Here is a 23,792-nt window from a genome sequence, read left to right as displayed (position 1 = left end):
TTTACTTTAATCCGTAATAATATAGGAACCGACATCCGGGATTTCAATACGGTCTCCAACCCGGAGCTTTCTGCCTCTGCGAACATCCAGTTCACCATTCACGTATACCTCATATTCTGAAAGAAACCATTTTGCGTTCCCGCCAGAGTCGATAATACTCGCTAATTTTAAAAATTGCCCGAGGGTAATATACTCGGTTTGAATACGTATTGATTCCATCATAATAATCCCACCTGTAAAAGTCTCTAAAAGTTTATTTTACTAAAAAATTTGGTTTTGCACAAAAAGAACCTGTTTCGATGCATATCCAAAAACAGGTTCTCAAAAATTTTTAAATCAATATGTTCTAACAGGCAGTATTAACTGCAGCATACTATCGTCATCTACACCTTTAAGAACAAATGGTCTCATCGCTCCAGTAAAATTAATAGTCACTTCTGTTACATTCAAGGCTTTTAGGGCATCCATCATATATTTCGCACTAAAGGATATTTTTAATTCCTCTCCCTCAATCGTTTGAGTAACAATTTCCTCAGTTACTGTACCAACCTCTGGTGTATGAGAGGAAATTTCAATATAGGAATTTCCCATTGTAGAAAGCTTAACAACATTATTTCTGCTTTCTCTCGCTAATAAAGAAGCACGATCAATGGCATGAAGAAGTTCCTTTGTATTTATTCTAACATCTGTTTTGCTTTCATTCGGTATTAATCGAGAAGTGTCTGGATAATTACCCTCTAATAATCTGGAGAAGAATAATAAATTTTTTGATTTAAACAGTACCTGATTTTCTGTAAATATAATTTTTATTTCTTCATCCGTGTCATCGAGGATTTTACTTAATTCACTTAAGCTCTTTCCAGGGACGACTACACTGTAGCTATCACCATTCCCATTAATCACCGTTTTTCTCATAGCCAAACGATGGCTATCTGTTGCAATACAGATTAATTGCCCATCTTCTATGCGCCAGTTTACACCTGTCAACACAGGGCGTGTTTCTGAGGTGGACACTGCGAAAATAGTTTGACGGATAATATTTTTTAATAAATCGATTGGCATAGAATACATATGCTGTTCTTCCATTTGAGGAAGCTGTGGATAATCTTCAGCATTTAGTCCGTTTAGTTTATATTCAGCTTTTCCTGAACGAATAATTGTTTGCAGGTGTGCATATACTTCCAAATCAACTGTGCTCTCTGGAAGTTTTTTTACGATTTCAGCAAAGAAACGAGCCGGTAAAACGATTGATCCAGACTCTTTAATTTCAACTAGTTCATTGCCTTCTTCTTCTGCTGGAATGAATGATTCAATAGAGATATCAGAATCACTTCCTGTTAAAGTGACCCCTTCTTCATTTGCTTTAATTTTTATTCCAGTAAGAATTGGTATCGTTGTACGGGTTGATACCGCTTTAAGAACATCAGTAACACTTTGGACCAGACGGTCGCGCTGAATCGTAATTTTCATAAGTAATCCTCCCAGTATGATGATTGATTTTAGATACATATTTATTAATTTATTTATAAAAATAAAAGAAGAAGTAATAGTAGGGCCTGTGGAAATGTGGATAACTCAACTATTTGACCGAAAAACAGTCTATCCACATGTGGACAGACTGTGAGTAATCTTGATAGCAACTTAATTGATTATCAACAGTTAGTAACTGCTTCGTTGATCAGTGATTGTTAAGTTTTAAAGTAATTTCCTTAATATGATCCTGTAGCTGAGAATCGATTTGTAAAAGCTTAGATATTTTTTCATGTGCATGTATAACAGTTGTATGGTCACGTCCTCCAAATTCTTCACCTATTTTGGGCAATGAAGAGTCCGTAAGCTCTCTGGACAAATACATAGCAATCTGCCTAGGGAAGGCAACTGATTTTGTCCGTTTTTTAGCTTTAAAATCATCTAATTTTACATTAAAGTATTCTCCAACTGTCCTCTGAATATCCGATATAGCGATAATTTTTGGTTTCGAATTCGGAATGATATCCTTTAGAGCTTCGGCAGCTAAGTCTGCGTTAATATCCTTATTTATTAAGGAAGAATAGGCTACCACTCTTATTAGGGCTCCTTCGAGCTCACGAATGTTGGAATCGATTTGGTTGGCTATATAAATCATAACTTCATTCGAAATATCCAGTCGTTCAGCTTTTGCTTTCTTCCGCAGGATCGCAATCCTTGTTTCGAGATCTGGTGGTGTAATATCAGTAATCAGACCCCATTCAAAACGAGACCGCAACCGATCTTCAAGAGTCGGAATCTCTTTCGGAGGACGATCACTTGAGATAACGATTTGCTTACTTTCCTCGTGGAGTGCATTAAACGTATGGAAAAATTCCTCCTGAGTCGATTCTTTTCCAGCTAAAAATTGAATATCATCAATTAGCAGTACATCGACATTCCGGTATTTATTACGGAAATCTTCAGCACGGTTATCTCGGATTGAATTAATAAATTCATTTGTAAATTTCTCGGATGACAAATAAACCACTTTAGCTGATGGGTTGTGCTCCAATACATAATGGCCGATAGCATGCATTAAATGTGTTTTACCAAGTCCAACTCCCCCATAAATAAATAGAGGATTATAGGCTTTAGCCGGAGCTTCCGCTACAGCCAAGGATGCTGCATGGGCAAAACGGTTGCCGGAACCAATAACGAAAGTATCAAAAGTATACTTTGGTATTAATAAGGTTTGAGGTATCTCATGCTGATCGTCATCTGATTTTCTAACCCTTTTGGCCGGTGCTGGTAAATCATATTCTTCTTCCCTTTGGTTGTGAGGAATAATGAATTTAACTTCCAATTGTTCGCCTGTAGTTTCGTATAAAACCTCACCTATTACATCTGAGTAACGTTCCTCTAGCCAATCTCGGGCAAACTCGTTTGGCGCAATTACTGTGAGTGTATCCTTTTTTAAAGAATAAGCTTTTGTAGACTTCAGCCAGGTTTCAAAGCTTGGCTTGCTTATTTTCTTTTCTAATATTGATAATGAGTGCTTCCATAGCTCATCTATATTTTTCACTCGTCAATCCTCCTTCAAAGACAGCCAAACCACAATAAACTTGAATTAAAACAATATAAATAGGAAATGTATAAATATAAAAAACAATGTATAAGGAACATTATGGGGAATATAGGTTTTCGACAATATCCACTTCCTGTGGACAAAGTTATACGCTCCTGTGTAAAATCCTATCCACAGCTTATTAACAATCTGTGGATAATTATTTATGTGGATAAGTTATTAAGAATGAAAACAAAAAATATGATATCAAAAATTTGCTTGAGTTGCAACGTTTTTTGTTATTTATCCACAAGACTCAGTGAATGGGGATGAAAGTTTTCCACAAGAAGTGGGTTTGTGCAAAACCTGTCGAAAAGGGGTGTGGATTGTTAAATAGTGATAATTTAATTATCCACAACCTATCCATAGAGAACAAGGTAAATTTTAAAAATGAAATTTAAGCGATCCATATAAATTTATTTATTTGTAAATCAGAAGGTAGTTTTTAATGTTTGAAAGTATAAGTTGACAATTACGTATCACCATCTATATAATTGTAAAGACTGTCTTTAACTGTAATCCTCAGGGAGGTGTACTAATATGAAAAGAACGTACCAACCAAATAAACGTAAACACAGCAAAGTTCATGGGTTCCGTGCCCGCATGAGCACAAAAAACGGACGTCGTGTTCTTGCAGCTCGTCGTCGTAAAGGAAGAAAAGTATTATCTGCCTAGACCACTGACCATTTCAGTGGTCTTTTTTTAAGCTTATAGCGTTTTTTAATGATTAAGATGAGAAATAGATCAAAGTTATATACAGATTGGCGTTTTAATAATGCGTAAATTTGTTAATGATGTACAATGGAAATATAATGGGATTAGAAATAAATCGAAACCCATTTAAAAGTTGAACGTATGTGTTAGGTGCAGGTGGATATATGAACAAAGAGCGCAGGATTAAAAAGAATCAGGATTTCCAGGAAGTATTTAAAAAAGGTAAATCTTTTGCGAACAGGCAATTTGTTATTTACGTATTAAAGAAGGAACAGACAAACTTTCGTCTGGGTCTTTCAGTGAGTAAGAAAATTGGCAATGCAGTGACACGGAACCGTGTTAAACGTTATGTAAGGCAATCCTTTTTAGAGCTTGATGATCGAATCATGAAGGGGAATGATTACATCATTGTTGCAAGAAAACCGACCTCAGAAATGGACTTCCATGAATCGAAAGCGAGTCTAATCCATGTATTAAAGCGTGCTGGCGTCTTGAGAAAAATGTAGTGTAGGTTTTCTGTTATAAAAAAGCCTAAAACATTTAGGCGTAGACATCTAAAAGATGTTAAAATACATTCATTGGCATATAAGAGGTATTAATGCCTCTTAAGTAGTTAGGAGGAAATAAGGCTTGAAGAAGAAACATATGCTTCTCTTTGGTTCGGTTGTTTTTCTCATTGCTGTTCTATCAGGATGTAGTGAAGTCAATCAACCAATAGATTCAGAAAGTACTGGTATCTGGAATCAATACTTTGTTTATCCGCTTTCCTGGCTGATAATCAAAATGGCTGAGTTATTAGGTAATAAATATGGAATATCGATTATTCTGGTCACAATTTTGGTTAGATTATTGATTTTACCATTGATGATTAAACAAATTAAAAGTACAAAAGCGATGCAGGCTATTCAACCGGAAATGAATAGATTGAAAGAGAAATACAGCTCTAAGGATGCTGAAACTCAACAAAAACTGCAGCAGGAAACAATGGCTTTGTTCCAAAAACATGGGGTAAACCCATTGGCAGGATGTTTGCCGATTTTTGTTCAAATGCCGATTTTGATTGCGTTCTATCACGCAATTATGAGAACAACTGAAATTGCTAATCATAGTTTCCTATGGTTTGATTTAGGCGACAAGGATCCATACTTTATCCTTCCGCTAATTGCAGGTGCAACAACCTTTATTCAACAAAAAATATCCATGGTTGGACAGGATGATAATCCAACTATGCAAATGATGCTATATATTATGCCGATTATGATTATTGTGTTCGCAATTAACTTCCCGGCAGCACTATCTTTATACTGGGTTGTTGGTAATATTTTCTCGATTGCCCAAACTTACTTCATTAAAGGGCCTGATTTAAAGCAAGCAAAAGCCGATAAATCAAATGTAAAAGCCGGAGGTAAGAAAAAGTGAAACAAGTAACCGCTACAGCCCAAACAGTTAATGAAGCTGTTGAATCTGCTCTTAAGGAATTAAATACAACGAAGGAAAAGACTGAAATCCAAGTTGTAGATGAAGGGAAAAAAGGTTTTTTAGGCCTGTTTGGCTCAAGACCGGCTATCGTGAAGGTGACTGTAAAGCATGATCCGTTAGCAGAAGCAAAACAATTCATCGAGAATGTAGCAGAAAAAATGGGTGCAGAGGTACATGTTCATCATAAGCAAGAAGGCAAAGTTGTTACATTTGAGTTATCTGGTGAGAAAATAGCCATGCTGATTGGAAAAAGGGGACAAACATTAAATTCCCTTCAATACCTGACTCAGCTTGTGGTAAATAAGAACTCTACCCAATATCTAACGATCATGCTCGATGCAGAGGATTACCGGAGCCGAAGAAATGAAGCTTTAGTTAATCTTTCGGAAAAAATGGCTAATAAAGCTATCTATACAAAAAAAGAAGTTTCATTGGAGCCCATGCCATCATTTGAAAGAAAAGTGATTCATACGGCGCTGATGAATAATAAAAAAGTCAAAACGTACTCTGCTGGTACTGAACCACATCGTCATATCGTGATTTCGCCAAATAAATAGCGTGAACAAAATCTCCGAATGATTTCGGAGATTTTTTTTTGAATGCTTCCAGTTATAATTGATTGAATTTATCGGCTTTTAATAATTAAAAGAAATGGACTTTCTGATATCTAAACGAGTGTATTAGGGCAAAGTAGATATAAGGTGAAAAAAATATAAGAACAGAGTTCACAATTTAGCTGAATAATTTATATCTAAAAGGAAGATTGTGCTTAGATTCTTGTTATTCACATGTGGATAAGTTAAAATTATACGTACTGCATTTTAGTGGTTGTGGATAAGAGCGGCGGGTACAAATGGTATGTGTCGATTATTATAGATTTTTAATTTTGTTATGAAAGGAGTATAGGTCATGGATTTTGATACAATTGCTGCGATATCAACTCCGATGGGAGAGGGAGCAATCGGAATTGTTCGTATAAGCGGAGATGAGGCAATAAATATCGCAGACTCTGTTTATCGGAGCCCTAAAGGGAAGAGATTGACTGATGTGCCAAGTCATACGATACACTATGGAAATATCATAGATCCTAAAACGAATACCATTATAGAAGAAGTAATGGTGACCGTTTTAAAAGCTCCAAATACATTTACTCGTGAAGATATCGTCGAAATTAATTGCCATGGCGGTTTAGTTTCCGTGAATAGAGTACTTCAGCTTATCTTAAGACAGGGAGCTACTTTAGCCGAGCCTGGAGAGTTTACAAAACGGGCGTTTTTAAATGGAAGAATTGATTTGTCTCAAGCGGAAGCTGTAATGGATTTAATCAGAGCGAAGACAGATAAAGCGATGAATGTAGCTTTAGGGCAAGTTGAAGGTAAACTGTCAAGATTGATAAAGAAATTGCGCCAGGATATCCTTGAAACACTAGCTCAGGTAGAGGTTAATATAGATTACCCTGAATATGATGATGTGGAGGAAATGACTCACCACTTATTTAAGGAACGCTGTGAATATGTCAGTGGGGAAATTGAAAAATTACTACAAACCAGTCATCAGGGGAAAATTTTAAGAGAAGGTATTTCAACCGTAATTGTCGGCAGACCTAACGTAGGAAAGTCTTCCTTATTAAATAGTTTGGTACAGGAAAATAAAGCAATTGTTACAGATATTCCAGGAACCACAAGGGATGTCATTGAAGAATATGTTAATGTAAGGGGAGTACCGCTTCGTTTGGTGGATACTGCCGGAATACGTGAAACAGAAGATATAGTAGAGCGTATCGGAGTGGAACGTTCCAGAGAGGTATTAAAGAAAGCAGATTTAATACTTCTTGTGCTAAATCATGCAGAAGAATTTACAGAAGAAGACCAACGTTTGTTTGAAGCTGTCAATGGGATGGATGTCATTGTGCTTATTAACAAAACAGATCTTCCTGGAAAGCTTGAAATTGATAAAGTTAAAGCTGTTGCAAAGAACTATTCGATTATTTTAACATCGCTAAAAGAGGATAAAGGTGTAGATGACTTAGAGGAAGCTATTTCTGGACTTTTCTTTGAGGGAAATTTAAATTCCGGCGATGCGACATATGTATCTAACTCACGTCATATAGCCCTTTTGAATAAAGCAAAACAGGCAATTGATGATGCACTGGATGGCATTAATGCCGGTGTACCAATTGATCTGGTTCAAATCGATTTAACAAAGTCATGGGAACTATTAGGGGAAGTTATTGGAGAAAGTGTCCATGAGAGTTTAATCAATCAGTTGTTTTCGCAGTTTTGTCTTGGGAAATAAGGAGGTAAAACAATGGCATATCATGCTGGTGAATATGATGTAATAGTAATAGGAGCAGGTCATGCGGGGAGTGAAGCAGGTCTTGCTGCTGCCAGACAAGGGGCTAAAACACTTGTATTAACAATTAATTTGGATATGGTTGCATTTATGCCCTGTAATCCATCAGTTGGTGGTCCTGCAAAAGGGATCGTAGTCAGAGAGATTGATGCTCTTGGTGGAGAGATGGGTAAAAATATTGATAAGACCCATATTCAAATGAGAATGCTCAATACAGGTAAGGGACCGGCTGTGCGTGCGTTAAGAGCACAGGCAGATAAATTCGCCTATCAGAACGAAATGAAAAAAACGCTCGAAAATGAAAAGAATCTAACCCTCATGCAAGGGATGGTTGATCGCTTACTTATTGAGGATGGGGAATGTAAGGGCGTTATTACACAGACAGGGGCTATCTATCATTCAAAAGCAGTTGTTATTACAACAGGGACTTTTTTACGCGGAGAAATTATTTTAGGAGAATTAAAATACTCCAGCGGTCCAAATAATCAACAACCATCCATCAAGCTATCTGAACACCTTGAAGAGCTTGGATTAGATTTAGTCCGTTTTAAAACAGGTACACCGCCAAGAGTGAACGGTGATACAATTGATTACAATAAAACTGAAATACAACCTGGGGACGATGTACCAAGGGCATTTTCCTATGAGACAACGACCTATATTACGGATCAGTTGCCATGTTGGCTGACATACACAAATGAAGGAACACATACGATTATCGATAATAATTTACATCGCTCTCCTATGTATTCTGGAATGATTAAGGGTACTGGACCGCGTTACTGTCCTTCAATAGAAGATAAAGTAGTTCGTTTTAATGATAAGCCACGCCATCAAATCTTCCTTGAACCGGAAGGCAGAGACACGAATGAAGTATATGTACAAGGGCTTTCAACAAGTTTGCCGGAAGATGTTCAAAAGGAAATCCTGGCAACCATACCGGGGCTCGAAAATGTACAGATGATGCGGGCTGGCTATGCAATTGAGTATGATGCTATCGTACCAACACAGCTCTGGCCGACATTAGAAACAAAAAATATTAAAAATTTATATACTGCTGGCCAAATTAATGGTACATCAGGTTATGAAGAAGCTGCTGGACAGGGGCTAATGGCTGGGATCAATGCAGGCCGCAGAGCTCTGAATGAAGAGGAGATTATTCTGAGCCGTTCGGATGCCTATATTGGGGTTCTGATTGATGACCTGGTTACGAAGGGAACGAATGAGCCTTATAGATTGCTTACATCCCGTGCTGAATATCGTTTATTGCTGAGACATGATAATGCAGACCTGAGATTAACAGAAATAGGCCATCGCATTGGATTGATCAGTGAGGACCGTTATGAACGCTTCTTGACTAAAAAGCAAGCTATTCAGAATGAAATCGAAAGGCTGGCTGCTACCATCATTAAACCAAATGAAACTACCCAATCTTATTTAAGAGAATGGGGAAGCAGTGAACTAAAGGATGGCATTCGCGGCAATGACCTGCTTAGAAGGACAGAATTATCGTACAAACATATCAGTCAATTAATTCCTGCAGAGAGTGAAGTTCCTGAGGATGTAGCAGAGCAGGTGGAAATACAGGTTAAATATGAGGGTTATATTGAAAAGTCGATTCAGCAAGTAGAAAAGCTGAAGAAAATGGAAAACAAAAGAATCCCTGATTTAATTGATTATGACGCTATTACAGGGCTTGCTTCTGAAGCACGTCAGAAATTAAAACAGGTTCGTCCATTATCTATGGCCCAAGCTTCACGTATATCAGGTGTTAACCCAGCTGATATTTCTATCTTGCTCGTTTATATTGAACAAGGGAAAATTGCAAAAATACCCCAAAATTAAGAGGTAAATAAATGAACATATCAGAATTTAAACATGCATTAGAGGAGAAGGGAATTGTTCTTTCTCCATCTCAGCTTGACCAATTCGAAACGTATTTTAAGCTTTTGGTAGAATGGAATGAAAAAGTAAATCTGACAGCTATTACGGATAAAGAAGAGGTTTATTTGAAACATTTCTATGATTCCATCTCACCATCTTTCTTTATTGATTTTAATCAGGATCTTTCTTTATGTGATGTTGGAGCGGGAGCAGGGTTTCCCAGTATACCACTAAAGATTTGCTTTCCATCAATAAAATTGTCTATTGTAGATTCTTTAAATAAGCGGATTACCTTTTTAAAAACCTTAACAGATGAGCTGGGTTTACAGGATGTCAATTTATATCATAATCGTGCAGAAACATTTGGTAAATTAGCAGCACACCGGGAACAATATGATTATGTTACGGCTAGAGCAGTTGCCAGATTATCGGTTTTAAGCGAGTTATGCCTTCCATTAGTAAAAAAAGGAGGCAAATTTATCGCTTTAAAAGGTGCCGGTGCTGATGATGAAGTATTGGCAGGGAAAAAGGCGTTGACAATTTTAGGTGGTAAAATGGATCAGGACTTTTATTTCCAACTGCCAAAGGAAGACAGCAAACGTCATATTATCTTAATTGATAAAGTAAAAGAAACGCCAAAAAAATATCCACGAAAACCGGGAACACCAAATAAGCAGCCATTAGAGTAAACTTTATTGAGACGGATATTCTAAAAAACGGTATAATAAAGATAGCTATTACCAAAAAATGAGACAATCTGAACTTATTTAAATATGATTTTTGCCAATGATTAAGCTAGTTGGAAGTTTTTTAAAGGTGGTGTAGGGATGACAAAACATCCTTTTTCACGTTTTTTTGGACTTGGAGATAAAGAACAAAATGTTGACAGGGAATCGGAAATTGAGACGGAAAAAGAAGAAATAAACCATGATGAAATCCATAAATTACCTATTTCTTCAATTGTACCAAATCGTTTTCAACCAAGAAGTATTTTTGATGATGAGAAAATTGAAGAACTTGCTCTGACTATAGAAACGCATGGAATTATTCAACCCATTGTTGTCAGAGAAATCCATGATGGACAATTTGAAATAATTGCCGGTGAACGTCGATACCGAGCCATAAGTAAATTGGGTTGGGATAAAATTCCTGCCATTATTAATAATCTCTCAGACACTGAAACAGCATCTGTTGCTTTAATAGAGAACCTTCAACGTGAGGAATTATCTCCTATTGAAGAAGCTGTGGCATACAGTAAATTAATTGAACTGCATCAATTGACCCAGGAAGGTCTTGCAAACAGGCTTGGAATAGGACAATCTACGGTTGCCAATAAAATCCGTTTACTTAAATTGCCGCAGGTGGTTCAGAATGCGGTCATGCAAAAGGCAATCACAGAAAGACATGCACGCTCCTTAATCCCATTAAAAGATCCTGAAAAACAGGCGAAGCTTGTCGAAGAAATTATTGATAAAGGACTGAATGTGAAGCAGACAGAGGAACGAGTCAACAAACTGCTTTCAGCTGATGAAGACAAAAAGCCTCGTGCCATCCGAAAAGCATTCAGTAAGGATATGCGCATAGCGGTAAATACTATCCGTCAATCAATGAGCATGGTTAAGGATAATGGAATTAACTTAGACTCAGAGGAAACAGAGTTTGATGATTTTTATCAAATTACAATCCGTATTCCGAAAAAGAGGAAATAATAGTTTGATTAATTGATAACTTGGCAATCCGATAGGTTGCCAGTTTTTTTTATATAATCAAAACTTTTTACAAAAATCGATACTTTCTGTGTGATAATTTTAAATATATGAACTTTGAAAAATAGAAACATGTTAAAATAGAAACGTTATAAGTCTGAATGTAAAGTGAGGCAGGTGACAACATGGGAAAAGTAATATCTATTGCAAACCAAAAAGGAGGAGTTGGTAAAACAACAACCTCAGTTAATTTGGGGGCCTGCTTGGCGTACATAGGAAAGAAAGTTTTGCTAGTCGATGTTGATCCACAAGGAAATGCGACCAGTGGAGTAGGGATAGAGAAGGCTGATGTTGAACAATGCATTTATGATGTACTTATTGATGATGTGGATGTTGCTGATGTTATTAAGGCAACGAAAGTTGAAAACCTAGATGTCATACCGGCTACTATTCAACTTGCAGGTGCTGAAATAGAATTGGTTCCTACCATATCCAGAGAAGTACGCTTGAAAAGAGCGTTAGAAGCAGTCGTTAATGAGTATGATTATATTATTATTGATTGCCCTCCATCTTTAGGTTTATTAACTCTAAATTCCCTTACAGCATCTGATGCTGTGCTTATACCTGTGCAATGTGAATACTACGCCCTTGAAGGCCTCAGTCAATTACTTAATACGGTTAGATTAGTCCAGAAACATTTAAACCATGATTTAAAAATAGAGGGAGTATTATTAACCATGCTTGATGCCCGGACAAACCTGGGTATACAAGTCATAGATGAGGTTAAGAAGTACTTTCAGGATAAAGTATATAAAACGATCATTCCACGTACCGTACGTTTAAGTGAAGCACCAAGCCATGGTGAGCCGATTATTATTTATGATCCAAAGTCACGTGGAGCGGAAGTATATTTAGATTTGGCAAAGGAAGTGGTTGCAAATGGGTAAGGGATTGGGGAAAGGTCTTGATGCCCTTATTGCTAACATGGAAGTCAGCAAAGAAGAAGTGGTACAAGAGATTGCGATTAAAAATTTGCGGCCAAATCCATATCAACCAAGGAAATCTTTTCAGCCTGAAGCTATTGAAGAATTAAAGAACTCAATTCTTCAACATGGAATTTTACAGCCTCTGATTGTACGGAAAAGCAGTATTAAAGGCTATGAAATAGTGGCTGGAGAAAGGCGCTTTCGTGCTGCTAAAGAAGCAAAAATGAAAACTGTGCCTGCTGTAGTTCGTGAATTTGATGATCGACAAATGATGGAACTTGCTTTATTGGAAAATCTTCAAAGAGAAGATTTAAATCCAGTAGAGGAGGGTGCTGCTTATCAGTCATTATTGAGAAACCTTGATATCACTCAAGAAGAATTGGCGAAAAGAATGGGGAAAAGCCGACCTCATATAGCCAATCATATTCGATTGTTATCATTGCCTGCATTGATTCAGGATTATATTTCTCAAGGAAAATTATCAATGGGACATGGAAGAGCATTGTTAAGCCTGAAATCAAAAAAAGATATTAAACCTCTGGCTGATAAAGTAATTAAGGAAAATCTTAATGTTAGGCAATTAGAGGGGATCATTCAAGGTTTGAATGAAAGTGTTCCACGTGAAACAAAAAAAGTCCCTGCTAAGGATATATTTATTCAGGAAAGAGAAAATCAATTAAGAGAACGTTTCGGTACAACAGTTAATATTAAACAGAATAATAAGCGTGGGAAGATAGAAATAGAATTTTTCTCCAATGAGGATTTAGAGAGACTCCTTGAAATTTTAGAAAAATAAAAAACCATTTATATGGTTTTTTATTTTTCTCTATAAATTATTGTCATGTACCTTTTCTTCTTCGAAGTTCCAATTAAATGTTGTAGTTATGGAAGCGGCATGATTATAGGATAAACCGGCTAAATAAATACCTTTTGTAATAGCTTTAGCCATTTTTAAGACTAAATTTAAACGAGTATTTTGAAGCACAAAGTATTCCATAAATCCACTAACATTAACGATTCCTGTAATATGGGCTTCTCCCACATTGGGCAATTCTTTATTTACACCGGCACCAGGCTTTACAGGGCCTTTACCAACCTGGATAATTCCAACACTTTTAACTCTGCCTAGACAAGCATCTATTCCAATAATAAATGGATTTTCATGTATGCTATGAATATAATTAAGTTTTTCTTGTAAATTCACAGCATGGATTGGATCCTCTAATGTACCATATATATAAAAATTGGGCAGTGTTTTCTCACTTAACAATGTTCCAATTAAAGGACCAAGTGAATCACCAGTTGAACGGTCTGTACCGATACAAACAATGACAACAGGACGTACTTTATGAGAAGGGAGGATTGTGAGTAATTCTCTAGAGATAACATGGTGGGCATTCTCTTCCTCATATGATATTCGATTTGTTGTATTGCGTTGTTCAAAAAAAGAAGGCCTCATGTTCATAATTACCACTCCTCTGCAAAAGTACTATCAGTATACGGAAAATATAGGGATTTTATACACTGAACTTTGGAATATTTTGCAGACTTTCGAATCCTATATTCTTCCCATCCGGTTATCAGGATGAAAATACTTGTCTTTTTATATACACTTTTTCCTTCCAAAGCTGAGATGTAGTAAAATGGTTAACGTTTCTTTTAAACAGATTGATTTATCATATGTATACCCAAGCATAAGGAATAAAGAAACATTGTCATTATTCATTTATATAGGTATTTAGATCCTAGTAGATTTGAATAAGTTATATTAAAAAAACATTTAGTTTCAATTCATATACCCAGGTAATAATAGTGAATGGTTCTTTATAGCGAATTTAGTGTGAAACGTTATTCTTATATGATGAAATGAAAGGAAAGAAATTAGAGAAACGGGAGTCTAGGTAGATTTCTGTTTATTCTGGATGTTGGTTTTAATTGGAGGTCTGGCCATATGCTGATATAATTCATGGATATAAAGGGAAAAGTTTAAATAATGGAGGATTAAAAAACTATGGATGATAAGGATTTTGGATTGAATGATGTTGTTGAAATGAAAAAGCCTCATCCATGTGGTATCAACCGCTGGAAGATTATTAGACTTGGTATGGACGTCCGAATTAAATGTGAAGGATGTGACCATAGTGTCATGTTGCCCCGTAAAGATTTTGTTAGGAAGATGAAAAAGATACTTCAGAAACACGAGGCATAATCTCAAAGCTTAATGTACAGCTTGTATGCTATCATAATAAAGTGTAATTCAAATACTAATTGAAAAATAATAGCGGCTTGTCTTTTAGATGACTTGTCACTATAATTGGTAAAGGTTTATCACATATAGATTATATAACATTTAATATGTTTTCACATAAGGAGTGAATGATGTGGCATTAACAGCTGGAATAGTAGGTCTGCCTAACGTAGGGAAGTCTACTCTCTTTAATGCAATAACACAGGCTGGAGCAGAATCTGCTAACTATCCATTTTGTACGATTGATCCTAATGTAGGGATTGTAGAGGTACCAGATCATAGATTGCAAAAGCTGACAGAGCTTGTAGTACCGAAGAAAACAGTACCGACTGCTTTTGAATTTACCGATATCGCAGGAATTGTAAAAGGGGCAAGTAAAGGAGAAGGCTTAGGAAATAAATTCCTTTCCCATATTCGCCAGGTAGATGCAATTTGCCATGTAGTAAGATGCTTTGCTGATGAAAATATTACCCACGTTTCAGGTAAGGTTAATCCAATCGATGATATTGAAACGATTAATCTCGAATTAATTCTCGCTGATATGGAAACGGTAGAGAAAAGAATTGACCGTGTAGGTAAATTAGCTAAACAAAAAGATAAGGAAGCAGTTGTTGAGTATGAAGTTCTTTCCTTATTAAAAGAAGCATTTGAAGCTGAAAAACCAGCCAGAGCAGTTGAATTCACGGAAGAACAGCTCAAAATCGTGAAAGGATTACATCTTCTCACGATTAAACCAGTTTTATATGTTGCTAATGTTGATGAAGATGAAGTAGCAGATGCGTCCGATAATGATTACGTGACTCAGGTTCGTGAATTTGCAGCGAAGGAAAATGCTGAGGTAATCGTGATTTGTGCCAAAATTGAATCGGAAATTGCAGAGCTTGAAGGCGAAGAAAAAGCGATGTTCCTTGAAGAACTAGGCATAGAAGAATCTGGGTTGGATCAATTAATTCGAGCGTCTTATCAATTGTTGGGCTTGGCAACATATTTCACGGCAGGTGTTCAAGAAGTACGTGCCTGGACTTTCCGTAAAGGGATGAAGGCGCCACAGTGTGCTGGAATTATTCACTCTGATTTTGAACGTGGATTTATTCGCGCAGAAATCGTTTCTTATGAAGATCTGATGGCAGCTGGTTCCATGAATGCTGCGAAAGAAGCGGGTAAAGTTAGATTAGAAGGTAAAGAATACGAAGTAAAAGACGGAGACATTATTCACTTCCGTTTCAATGTATAAACAAGAGGACCGGTCAGTATGATCGGTCTTTTTTATCAATTTGCAAACTTCTTATATGTATGCTATACTTTTAACTTGTGAGTAATTGTAATTAATTGCTCCTTGCCCATAAGGGCCGTTTAGACCAAAAGGAGGTGACAGTGATGACAAAATACGAAGTTATGTATATCATCCGTCCAAACATTGAGGAAGATGGAAAAAAAGCTTTAGTTGAGCGTTTTAACACAATTTTAGCTGACAAGGGTGCTGAAGTTCTTGAAACAAAAGAATGGGGCAAACGCCGTCTTGCTTATGAAATCAATGATTTCCGTGATGGATATTACATGATCAACAAAATCCAAGCTGAAACTGCAGAGGCTGTTCAAGAATTTGACCGTCTTGCTAAAATCAGCGAAGATATCATCCGTCATATTGTAGTTAAAGAAGAAGAGTAATTTTGATTGAACATAAATTGTTTCATGTGGAACAATTTTCTAATATTAGGAGTTGATTCTGTTGATAAACCGTGTCATTTTGGTAGGTCGTTTAACGAAGGATCCTGATCTCCGCTATACTCCGAATGGTGTTCCTGTTTCAACCTTCACATTAGCAGTGAATCGCCCATTTTCTAACCAACAAGGTGAACGGGAAACAGATTTTATTAACTGTGTTGTTTGGCGACGCCAGGCAGAAAATGCAGCTAATTATCTGAAAAAGGGTAATCTTGCTGGAGTTGATGGACGTATTCAAACTCGTAATTATGAAGGTCAGGATGGAAAACGTGTCTATGTAACAGAAGTGTTGGCAGAGAGCGTACAATTCCTAGAGCCTAAAGGTTCATCTGCCGGTGAAAAAAGCGGCGGAAGCCAATATGGTGGTCATGATACCAATCCATTTGGCCAGGGAAATAGCAACCAAAACCAGAATCAACGGAAGGACAGTAATTATACGAAGATTGATGATGATCCATTCAGTAGTAATGGACAAACTATCGATATTTCGGATGATGACCTTCCATTCTAACATTGATAATTCGAACGGACGTATATAATTATAATGAAAGGGAGTGAATAATATGGCAGGCGGACGCAGAGGCGGACGTGCAAAACGCCGTAAGGTTTGTTATTTCACAGCAAACGGCATTACGCACATCGACTATAAAGATGTAGATCTTCTTAAAAAGTTTATCTCTGAGCGTGGAAAAATTCTTCCACGTCGTGTAACTGGAACAAGCGCTAAGTACCAACGTAGATTGACTATTGCAATCAAACGTGCTCGTACTATGGCTCTTCTACCATTCGTAGCAGAGGAAAAATAAGATTTTACACATAAAAACGGAAAGGGAATCCTTTCCGTTTTTTAATTGTATTTAAGGAAACAGTATTGACATGAGGAATTATTAATAAAATTACAGACATCGAATTACATTATTTTTAAATATTATTTCAATATAACATTATGGTTCAATGTAATGTCTTGTTTTTTGGATATCATTTTATTTATGCTTTATAATATTCTTTGTATGTATTTATTGTTTTAAATAGGTACTAATGAAGGGTATTAATTATACGCCTCTGAACAGGTAATTAATTGCTCTGTTGGTCATAATGGAGTTTTATCAAGTATAATGATAAGTAATACATAAATTGATCCACATTATTTAGGAGCTGAATCTATGCCATCTTATTTAAACAGGCAAGCGATCCGTTATCCCATCTACGCATTATTGGGTGTATCTTTAGTAATCATCGGAGTTCTTGCTTATTATAATTGGATATTTGCAATAGTAGCTTCTTTGCTTTTTGGCATTCTCTTCTTTCTAATATTAAAAATTGAATATGGAATACAAAAAGAAACGGAAATCTATATTTCCACTCTATCCTATCGATTAAAAAAAGTGGGGGAAGAAGCTCTATTAGAAATGCCAATAGGTATACTGCTTTTCAACGAGGATTATGTAATTGAATGGACCAACCCATATATGGCTAAGTGTCTCCAGGAAGATACTTTGGTTGGAAAATACATTTCTGAGGTTGCAGAACCCTTAATACCTTTGGTGAAAAGAGAGGAAAGCGAAGATATTGTAGCAATTTATAATCGTAAGTTTCGAGTAGTCCATAAACCGGAGGAAAGATTGCTTTATTTCTTCGATGTTACAGAGCAAACAGAAATTGAAAAAATGTACGAAGAAGAGCGAACTGTCATTGGAATTATCTATCTAGATAACTATGACGATGTGACACAAGGAATGGACGACCAGCGAAAAAGCAGCTTAAATAGCTTTGTAACCGCCCTATTAAATAATTGGGCTAAAGAATATGGAGTCTTTTTAAAGAGAATTTCCTCGGATCGGTTTATCGCTATTTTTAGCGAAAGTATTCTTAACCAACTAGAAAAAACGAAATTTTCCATACTGGATGATGTACGGGAAACAACGGCCAAGCAAAATGTTCCGTTAACACTGAGTATAGGTGTGGGGAGCGGAGTTTCTGCATTACCTGAATTGGGCAGCATTGCTCAATCAAGTCTTGATCTGGCTCTGGGTAGAGGTGGAGATCAGGTTGCCATTAAACTCCCAAATGGAAAAGTGAAATTTTATGGTGGCAAAACGAATCCTATGGAGAAAAGAACTAGAGTTCGCGCACGGGTAATTTCACATGCACTGCGTGATTTGATAGTCGATAGTGATAAAGTTATTGTAATGGGACATAAGTTTCCCGATATGGATGCTATTGGTTCGTCCTTAGGGATATTAAAAATTGCCGAAATGAATAACCGTGAAGGATATATTATTCTAGACAGAAGTGAATTAGATTCAAGTGTTAAACGACTTCTATCTCAAGTGAAGCAAAAGCCTGAGTTGGACTCCAGATTTATATCACCTGAAATTGGTGTTGAGCTAATCACCGATAAAACATTACTTGTTATCGTAGATACTCATAAGCCAAGCATGGTCATTGAGGAAAAACTGGTTTCCCGGGCTGAAAAAATCGTGGTGATTGATCATCACAGGCGTGGCGAGGAATTTATAGATAATTCTATCCTGGTTTATATGGAGCCATATGCATCATCTACAGCCGAGTTAGTAACGGAGCTTATTGAATACCAGCCAAAGCGTGTTAAGGTAGGTATGCTGGAAGCAACTGCTTTGCTGGCTGGTATTATAGTGGATACAAAATCCTTTACATTTAGAACAGGATCCAGAACTTTCGATGCTGCTTCTTTTTTAAGAGGGCATGGTGCAGACACAGTCCTTGTACAAAAGCTTCTTAAGGAAGATGTAGATACTTACCTAAAGCGCGCAAAGCTGATTGAGGACGTTTATTTTTATCATAAAGGGATTGCTATTGCTCATGGTGATTTAAATGAATTTGCTGATCAGGTTTTGATTGCCCAGGCTGCAGACACATTGTTAGCAATGGATGAAGTGATCGCATCCTTTGTGTTATCACGAAAATCAGAAACTAGCATTGGCATAAGTGCAAGATCTCTTGGCGATATAAATGTTCAGGTTATTATGGAACGTTTGGGTGGCGGAGGGCATCTTACAAATGCGGCAACTCAACTGGATGACATTTCAATGGAAAAAGCAGAGCAAATGTTGAAAGATGCAATTGATGAGCTATATGAAGGAGGCACAAACACATGAGAGTAATATTTTTAAAAGATGTTAAAGGAAAAGGAAAAAAAGGTGAAATTAAAAATGTTGCAGATGGGTATGCACATAATTTCCTTTTGAAACAGGGATTAGCTGTAGAAGCAACCGGCAGCAATATGAAAACACTAGAAAATCAGAAAAATAAAGAAGTACAGCTTGCAGCTGAGGAACTAGAAAATGCAAAAAAATTAAAAGAGCAATTAGAAAAGCTTACAATTGAATTAAAAGCGAAGACTGGTGAGGGCGGCAGAATCTTTGGATCCATTACCAGCAAACAGATTGCTGACGAATTACAAAAACAGCATAAGCATAAAATTGATAAACGTAAAATTGAATTAGAAGACGCAATTCGCTCTCTCGGCTACACAAAAGTTCCGGTTAAGCTTCATCATGAGGTAACCGCTACTTTAAATGTTCATGTGAAAGAACAATAAAATATTTTCCCAGGAAATAATTTTCTTAAAAAAAGTGATGAAAAGCTTGTTAGCTGATTTCATCACTTTTTTTTAGTATGATAGAAGTTACTAATGCAAATGAAAGTTAAAATAAATAATTTCCTGTACCTATTCTCTTCATTTCCATATACAATAGAATAGCAATCCATTTTAATTGCTAATAAAAATATATAATTACGTTTAAATATATAAAGGAGGTTTGCCGAATGAATGAGCTCTTTACTGATTTGGTTCCACCACAAAATGTTGAGGCGGAACAAGCGGTTTTAGGAGCAATTTTTCTTGTGCCTTCCTCTTTAATACTTGCCTCTGAGATTTTGATACCTGAGGATTTTTATAGAAGTGCACACCAAAAAATCTTCCTGGTTATGCTGAAGCTAAACGACAAAGGAAAGGCTGTCGATTTAGTCACAGTAACAGAAGAACTAAGTGCAACAAAGCAGCTTGAAGAGGTAGGGGGAGTTCCCTATTTAACAGAACTGGCGTCATCAGTACCTACCGCGGCCAATATAGAATATTATGCCCGAATTGTTGAAGAAAAGTCCGTTCTTAGAAGATTAATTAATACAGCAACTGGCATTGTACAAGATGGGTATTCACGTGAAGATGAAGTAGAAAGTCTCTTGGGTGAAGCCGAAAAGAGCATTATGGAAGTTGCCTCCCGAAAAAATGCCGGAGCCTTTCACAACATTAAAGATGTTTTAGTTCGGACCTATGACAATATTGAGTTACTTCATAACCGCGTAGGAGATGTAACTGGAATACCTACAGGCTTTAATGACTTGGATCACATGACAGCAGGCTTTCAGCGTAATGATTTAATTATCGTTGCTGCCCGTCCATCTGTTGGTAAAACAGCCTTTGCACTTAATATTGCCCAAAACGTTGCAACAAAAACGGATGAAAATGTTGCGATTTTCAGTTTGGAGATGGGTGCAGAACAATTGGTCATGCGTATGCTTTGCGCAGAAGGTAATATAAATGCTCAAAACCTTAGAACAGGATCTCTGACAGACGAAGATTGGCGCAAATTAACACTGGCAATGGGAAGCTTATCAAATGCAGGTATATTTATAGATGATACTCCGGGTGTCCGAATTAGTGAAATCCGTTCAAAATGCCGTCGTTTAAAGCAAGAACATGGACTTGGCATGATCCTGATTGACTATCTCCAGCTTATTCAGGGAAATGGCAGATCAGGCGAAAACAGACAACAGGAAGTATCAGAAATTTCCCGTTCCCTTAAGGCCTTGGCAAGGGAGCTAGAAGTTCCGGTTATCGCTCTTTCCCAGCTCTCTCGTGGTGTTGAGCAACGTCAGGACAAGCGTCCGATGATGTCTGATATCCGTGAGTCAGGAAGTATTGAGCAAGATGCTGATATTGTAGCCTTCTTATACAGGGAAGATTATTATGATAAAGAAACAGAAAACCAAAATGTTATTGAAATTATCATTGCGAAACAGCGTAATGGCCCGGTTGGAACAGTTCAACTGGCATTTGTGAAGGAATACAATAAGTTTGTTAATTTAGAGAGAAGATTCCAGGATGATGCCATACCTTCTGGAGCATAATAGTTTATAGACCGACCCACCAAACAAAGGTGGGTTTATTTTTATTACATCAATACACGAACATATTTTACTATTTTCATATAAACGTTCGTGAATTCCTTGAAATTACTTCATGTAATTGATACACTTAATTTGTTTGTTAAGCCAAAGTGCAAGATGTTGGTAAATTAGTGGAGGTGTAAAGAATGTCTTCAGTCGTAGTAGTAGGTACACAATGGGGAGACGAAGGTAAAGGAAAGATTACAGATTTCCTTTCAGAAAACGCAGAAGTAATTGCCAGATATCAAGGTGGAAATAATGCGGGACATACAATAAAATTTAATGGTGAAACATATAAGCTTCATTTGATTCCCTCAGGCATATTCTATAAGGATAAGATATCGGTAATTGGAAATGGTATGGTCGTTGACCCTAAAGCACTTATTGAGGAGCTTACTTATCTGCACGATCGTGGGATTACCACAGATAATTTACGTATCAGCAATAGAGCCCATGTGATTCTTCCTTATCATCTGAAACTTGATGAAGTAGAGGAAGAGAGAAAAGGGAGTAATAAAATAGGTACTACTAAAAAGGGAATTGGCCCGGCTTATATGGATAAAGCAGCCCGTATAGGTATCAGGATTGCCGATTTATTAGATAAAGAAGTATTTGAAGAGAAGTTAACAAGAAACTTGGAAGAGAAAAACCGTATGCTGGAACGTTTTTATGAAACTGAAGGCTTTACGATGGATGATTTCTTTGAAGAATATTATGAATATGGACAGCAAATTAAACAATATGTGTGTGATACCTCTGTTGTTTTAAATGACGCCTTGGATGAAGGACGCCGTGTTTTATTTGAAGGAGCACAAGGGGTAATGCTTGATATCGATCAGGGAACATACCCATTCGTTACATCCTCCAACCCAGTTGCGGGCGGCGTGACAATAGGTTCCGGAGTTGGACCATCAAAAATCAATCATGTAGTGGGTGTATGTAAAGCCTACACGACACGTGTTGGAGATGGACCATTCCCTACCGAACTTGATAACGAAATTGGTAATCAAATTCGTGAGGTAGGAAGAGAATATGGTACTACTACGGGACGTCCGCGAAGGGTAGGTTGGTTCGATAGCGTCGTTGTCCGCCATGCGCGCCGCGTTAGTGGAATCACTGATCTTTCTCTTAACTCTATCGATGTTTTAACAGGTATTGAAACATTAAAAATCTGTGTTGCTTATCGACACGATGGAAAAGTATTGGAGGAGTTCCCGGCGAGTCTGAAAATATTGGCTGAATGTGAACCAATCTATGAAGAACTGCCAGGCTGGACAGAAGATATCACGGGTGTGAAAACATTGTCTGAACTGCCTGCAAATGCACGTACTTATCTAGAAAGAGTATCTCAGTTAACAGGTATTCCATTATCAATCTTTTCTGTAGGACCGGACCGTAATCAAACGAATATACTCCGCAATCCATACGGTATATAAAAAATAACTGGCTGACAGACGAAAACGTTTGTCAGCTTTTTGAATAAATTAATCATTAGTACTAGTATATTTCATAGAGAATTTGAGGGTTAGACACCAGTCTAATCCTTTTTGGTATTCACCCTTGTATATATTTGGAATTAAATTTTAAAAAGATGACCTGTTTCAATAGAAATGGTAAAGTAAGATTAGGATAGTTTAACAAAATTGTGACTCGCAGATGTCATTAATATAGACATTTTATTATATAAAAGGGAGAAATAGACGATGGATAAAAAGATACTGGTTGTTGATGATGAAAAGCCTATTGCAGATATATTACAGTTTAACTTGAAAAAAGAAGGATTTGATGTGTATTGTGCCTATGACGGTAATGATGCCATTAAACTGGTAGAAGAACTTCAGCCAGATTTGATTTTATTAGATATCATGCTACCGCAACAGGACGGAATGGAAGTATGCAGGGAAGTGCGGAAGAAATATGATATGCCAATTATTATGCTGACGGCAAAGGATTCCGAAATAGATAAAGTGCTTGGCCTGGAACTGGGCGCAGACGATTATGTGACAAAGCCGTTCAGTACTCGTGAATTAATTGCGCGCGTAAAAGCGAATTTACGCAGGCAAAAACATGCTGCAAATCAGCAGGAAGATAACGAGGAAACAAATGAAATTACGATTGGCAATCTAGTGATACATCCTGATTCTTATATGGTATCCAAAAGAGGTGACACCATTGAATTAACCCATAGGGAATTTGAGCTTCTCTTTTATCTCGCTAAACATATAGGCCAGGTAATGACAAGGGAGCATCTTCTGCAGACAGTATGGGGCTATGATTACTATGGAGATGTCAGAACAGTTGATGTAACCGTTCGACGCTTACGTGAAAAAATAGAAGATAATCCAAGCCATCCTGCATGGATTGTTACAAGAAGAGGAGTTGGGTACTACCTCCGTCATCCTGAACAGGAGTAA

General features: G+C 37.0%; 24 protein-coding genes. 20 read left to right on the top strand and 4 right to left on the bottom strand.

Annotated features, from left to right (window positions below; all coding sequences use genetic code 11):
• Positions 1 to 6: 6 nt before the first annotated feature.
• From yaaA to dnaA, 3 genes are all read right to left on the bottom strand, one after another.
• Positions 7 to 222 (bottom strand): S4 domain-containing protein YaaA, encoded by a 216-nt coding sequence (gene yaaA / locus AC4BHP_RS14475; RefSeq protein WP_066109738.1) that lies wholly within the window; start codon positions 220 to 222, stop codon positions 7 to 9.
• Positions 223 to 336: 114 nt separating this feature from the next.
• Positions 337 to 1,470 carry a DNA polymerase III subunit beta gene (dnaN, locus tag AC4BHP_RS14470; protein ID WP_066109733.1) on the bottom strand — a complete coding sequence of 378 codons (1,134 nt, stop codon included), beginning with the start codon at positions 1,468 to 1,470 and terminating at the stop codon, positions 337 to 339.
• A 208-nt stretch (positions 1,471 to 1,678) separates the two neighbouring features.
• Positions 1,679 to 3,031 (bottom strand): chromosomal replication initiator protein DnaA, encoded by a 1,353-nt coding sequence (gene dnaA, locus AC4BHP_RS14465; protein ID WP_066109730.1) that lies wholly within the window; start codon positions 3,029 to 3,031, stop codon positions 1,679 to 1,681.
• Positions 3,032 to 3,613: 582 nt separating this feature from the next.
• Here dnaA and rpmH point away from each other — a divergent pair.
• The 10 genes from rpmH to AC4BHP_RS14415 all read left to right on the top strand — a co-directional run bounded on the left by rpmH (position 3,614) and on the right by AC4BHP_RS14415 (position 12,990).
• The gene (gene rpmH, locus AC4BHP_RS14460) at positions 3,614 to 3,748 is read left to right on the top strand and encodes a 50S ribosomal protein L34 (RefSeq protein WP_066109727.1); all 135 of its coding nucleotides are present in this window, start codon (positions 3,614 to 3,616) and stop codon (positions 3,746 to 3,748) included.
• A gap of 203 nt (positions 3,749 to 3,951) precedes the next feature.
• Positions 3,952 to 4,293, top strand: coding sequence for a ribonuclease P protein component (gene rnpA, locus AC4BHP_RS14455; protein ID WP_066109724.1), 342 nt, complete (start codon positions 3,952 to 3,954; stop codon positions 4,291 to 4,293).
• Positions 4,294 to 4,432: 139 nt separating this feature from the next.
• Entirely contained in the window at positions 4,433 to 5,206 is a 774-nt protein-coding gene (gene spoIIIJ, locus AC4BHP_RS14450) for a YidC family membrane integrase SpoIIIJ (RefSeq protein ID WP_066109790.1), read from the top strand.
• The gene (gene jag, locus AC4BHP_RS14445) at positions 5,203 to 5,823 is read left to right on the top strand and encodes an RNA-binding cell elongation regulator Jag/EloR (RefSeq protein ID WP_066109723.1); all 621 of its coding nucleotides are present in this window, start codon (positions 5,203 to 5,205) and stop codon (positions 5,821 to 5,823) included. The genes spoIIIJ and jag overlap by 4 nt, the downstream gene beginning before the upstream one ends.
• Before the next feature lie 352 nt (positions 5,824 to 6,175).
• Entirely contained in the window at positions 6,176 to 7,561 is a 1,386-nt protein-coding gene (gene mnmE / locus AC4BHP_RS14440) for a tRNA uridine-5-carboxymethylaminomethyl(34) synthesis GTPase MnmE (RefSeq protein WP_490553006.1), read from the top strand.
• A gap of 12 nt (positions 7,562 to 7,573) precedes the next feature.
• The gene (gene mnmG / locus AC4BHP_RS14435) at positions 7,574 to 9,463 is read left to right on the top strand and encodes a tRNA uridine-5-carboxymethylaminomethyl(34) synthesis enzyme MnmG (RefSeq protein WP_066109717.1); all 1,890 of its coding nucleotides are present in this window, start codon (positions 7,574 to 7,576) and stop codon (positions 9,461 to 9,463) included.
• Between the two features lie 11 nt (positions 9,464 to 9,474).
• A complete protein-coding gene (gene rsmG, locus AC4BHP_RS14430) occupies positions 9,475 to 10,191 on the top strand; it encodes a 16S rRNA (guanine(527)-N(7))-methyltransferase RsmG (RefSeq protein WP_490553003.1) in 717 nt (238 codons plus the stop codon).
• A gap of 138 nt (positions 10,192 to 10,329) precedes the next feature.
• The gene (gene noc, locus AC4BHP_RS14425) at positions 10,330 to 11,211 is read left to right on the top strand and encodes a nucleoid occlusion protein (protein ID WP_066109711.1); all 882 of its coding nucleotides are present in this window, start codon (positions 10,330 to 10,332) and stop codon (positions 11,209 to 11,211) included.
• Between the two features lie 182 nt (positions 11,212 to 11,393).
• A complete protein-coding gene (locus AC4BHP_RS14420) occupies positions 11,394 to 12,155 on the top strand; it encodes a ParA family protein (protein WP_066109709.1) in 762 nt (253 codons plus the stop codon).
• Positions 12,148 to 12,990: a ParB/RepB/Spo0J family partition protein gene (locus tag AC4BHP_RS14415; protein ID WP_066109707.1), complete on the top strand. Its 843-nt coding sequence runs from the start codon at positions 12,148 to 12,150 to the stop codon at positions 12,988 to 12,990. The genes AC4BHP_RS14420 and AC4BHP_RS14415 overlap by 8 nt, the downstream gene beginning before the upstream one ends.
• A 30-nt stretch (positions 12,991 to 13,020) precedes the next feature.
• On the opposite strand, the gene yyaC is transcribed toward AC4BHP_RS14415, so the two are convergent.
• The gene (gene yyaC / locus AC4BHP_RS14410) at positions 13,021 to 13,659 is read right to left on the bottom strand and encodes a spore protease YyaC (RefSeq protein ID WP_066109705.1); all 639 of its coding nucleotides are present in this window, start codon (positions 13,657 to 13,659) and stop codon (positions 13,021 to 13,023) included.
• A gap of 546 nt (positions 13,660 to 14,205) precedes the next feature.
• Here yyaC and AC4BHP_RS14405 point away from each other — a divergent pair.
• From AC4BHP_RS14405 to yycF, 10 genes are all read left to right on the top strand, one after another.
• Positions 14,206 to 14,403, top strand: a complete 198-nt coding sequence (locus AC4BHP_RS14405) for a DUF951 domain-containing protein (RefSeq protein WP_066109702.1) — start codon at positions 14,206 to 14,208, stop codon at positions 14,401 to 14,403.
• 172 nt (positions 14,404 to 14,575) lie between these two features.
• Positions 14,576 to 15,676, top strand: a complete 1,101-nt coding sequence (gene ychF / locus AC4BHP_RS14400) for a redox-regulated ATPase YchF (RefSeq protein ID WP_066109696.1) — start codon at positions 14,576 to 14,578, stop codon at positions 15,674 to 15,676.
• A 140-nt stretch (positions 15,677 to 15,816) separates the two neighbouring features.
• Complete coding sequence (gene rpsF, locus AC4BHP_RS14395) at positions 15,817 to 16,110, top strand: 30S ribosomal protein S6 (protein WP_302621348.1); 294 nt, start codon at positions 15,817 to 15,819, stop codon at positions 16,108 to 16,110.
• Between the two features lie 61 nt (positions 16,111 to 16,171).
• Positions 16,172 to 16,678: a single-stranded DNA-binding protein gene (ssb, locus tag AC4BHP_RS14390; RefSeq protein ID WP_066109692.1), complete on the top strand. Its 507-nt coding sequence runs from the start codon at positions 16,172 to 16,174 to the stop codon at positions 16,676 to 16,678.
• Between the two features lie 52 nt (positions 16,679 to 16,730).
• Positions 16,731 to 16,973 carry a 30S ribosomal protein S18 gene (gene rpsR / locus AC4BHP_RS14385; protein WP_066109691.1) on the top strand — a complete coding sequence of 81 codons (243 nt, stop codon included), beginning with the start codon at positions 16,731 to 16,733 and terminating at the stop codon, positions 16,971 to 16,973.
• A 357-nt stretch (positions 16,974 to 17,330) separates the two neighbouring features.
• Positions 17,331 to 19,304 carry a DHH family phosphoesterase gene (locus AC4BHP_RS14380; protein WP_148630324.1) on the top strand — a complete coding sequence of 658 codons (1,974 nt, stop codon included), beginning with the start codon at positions 17,331 to 17,333 and terminating at the stop codon, positions 19,302 to 19,304.
• Positions 19,301 to 19,747 (top strand): 50S ribosomal protein L9, encoded by a 447-nt coding sequence (gene rplI, locus AC4BHP_RS14375; RefSeq protein WP_066109684.1) that lies wholly within the window; start codon positions 19,301 to 19,303, stop codon positions 19,745 to 19,747. The genes AC4BHP_RS14380 and rplI overlap by 4 nt, the downstream gene beginning before the upstream one ends.
• Positions 19,748 to 19,974: 227 nt before the next feature.
• Positions 19,975 to 21,339 carry a replicative DNA helicase gene (dnaB, locus tag AC4BHP_RS14370; protein WP_066109682.1) on the top strand — a complete coding sequence of 455 codons (1,365 nt, stop codon included), beginning with the start codon at positions 19,975 to 19,977 and terminating at the stop codon, positions 21,337 to 21,339.
• Between the two features lie 185 nt (positions 21,340 to 21,524).
• Positions 21,525 to 22,814, top strand: coding sequence for an adenylosuccinate synthase (locus AC4BHP_RS14365; RefSeq protein ID WP_066109679.1), 1,290 nt, complete (start codon positions 21,525 to 21,527; stop codon positions 22,812 to 22,814).
• Positions 22,815 to 23,081: 267 nt separating this feature from the next.
• Positions 23,082 to 23,792, top strand: a complete 711-nt coding sequence (yycF, locus tag AC4BHP_RS14360; protein WP_066109676.1) for a response regulator YycF — start codon at positions 23,082 to 23,084, stop codon at positions 23,790 to 23,792.

It is taken from the genome of Pradoshia sp. Z4_20 (assembly GCF_058216035.1).
The sequence above is the reverse complement of the archived record's forward strand: the minus strand, read 5'-3'. Positions and strand labels throughout refer to the sequence as shown.

What these genes read in the sequence shown, in the direction of transcription:
- yaaA (WP_066109738.1), bottom strand. Translation starts at nt 222, where the DNA reads ATGATGGAATCAATACGTATTCAAACCGAGTATATTACCCTCGGGCAA.
- dnaN (WP_066109733.1), bottom strand. Translation starts at nt 1,470, where the DNA reads ATGAAAATTACGATTCAGCGCGACCGTCTGGTCCAAAGTGTTACTGAT.
- rpmH (WP_066109727.1), top strand. Translation starts at nt 3,614, where the DNA reads ATGAAAAGAACGTACCAACCAAATAAACGTAAACACAGCAAAGTTCAT.
- rnpA (WP_066109724.1), top strand. Translation starts at nt 3,952, where the DNA reads ATGAACAAAGAGCGCAGGATTAAAAAGAATCAGGATTTCCAGGAAGTA.
- spoIIIJ (WP_066109790.1), top strand. Translation starts at nt 4,433, where the DNA reads ATGCTTCTCTTTGGTTCGGTTGTTTTTCTCATTGCTGTTCTATCAGGA.
- mnmE (WP_490553006.1), top strand. Translation starts at nt 6,176, where the DNA reads ATGGATTTTGATACAATTGCTGCGATATCAACTCCGATGGGAGAGGGA.
- mnmG (WP_066109717.1), top strand. Translation starts at nt 7,574, where the DNA reads ATGGCATATCATGCTGGTGAATATGATGTAATAGTAATAGGAGCAGGT.
- rsmG (WP_490553003.1), top strand. Translation starts at nt 9,475, where the DNA reads ATGAACATATCAGAATTTAAACATGCATTAGAGGAGAAGGGAATTGTT.
- noc (WP_066109711.1), top strand. Translation starts at nt 10,330, where the DNA reads ATGACAAAACATCCTTTTTCACGTTTTTTTGGACTTGGAGATAAAGAA.
- AC4BHP_RS14420 (WP_066109709.1), top strand. Translation starts at nt 11,394, where the DNA reads ATGGGAAAAGTAATATCTATTGCAAACCAAAAAGGAGGAGTTGGTAAA.
- AC4BHP_RS14415 (WP_066109707.1), top strand. Translation starts at nt 12,148, where the DNA reads ATGGGTAAGGGATTGGGGAAAGGTCTTGATGCCCTTATTGCTAACATG.
- yyaC (WP_066109705.1), bottom strand. Translation starts at nt 13,659, where the DNA reads ATGAACATGAGGCCTTCTTTTTTTGAACAACGCAATACAACAAATCGA.
- AC4BHP_RS14405 (WP_066109702.1), top strand. Translation starts at nt 14,206, where the DNA reads ATGGATGATAAGGATTTTGGATTGAATGATGTTGTTGAAATGAAAAAG.
- rpsR (WP_066109691.1), top strand. Translation starts at nt 16,731, where the DNA reads ATGGCAGGCGGACGCAGAGGCGGACGTGCAAAACGCCGTAAGGTTTGT.
- AC4BHP_RS14380 (WP_148630324.1), top strand. Translation starts at nt 17,331, where the DNA reads ATGCCATCTTATTTAAACAGGCAAGCGATCCGTTATCCCATCTACGCA.
- rplI (WP_066109684.1), top strand. Translation starts at nt 19,301, where the DNA reads ATGAGAGTAATATTTTTAAAAGATGTTAAAGGAAAAGGAAAAAAAGGT.
- dnaB (WP_066109682.1), top strand. Translation starts at nt 19,975, where the DNA reads ATGAATGAGCTCTTTACTGATTTGGTTCCACCACAAAATGTTGAGGCG.
- AC4BHP_RS14365 (WP_066109679.1), top strand. Translation starts at nt 21,525, where the DNA reads ATGTCTTCAGTCGTAGTAGTAGGTACACAATGGGGAGACGAAGGTAAA.
- yycF (WP_066109676.1), top strand. Translation starts at nt 23,082, where the DNA reads ATGGATAAAAAGATACTGGTTGTTGATGATGAAAAGCCTATTGCAGAT.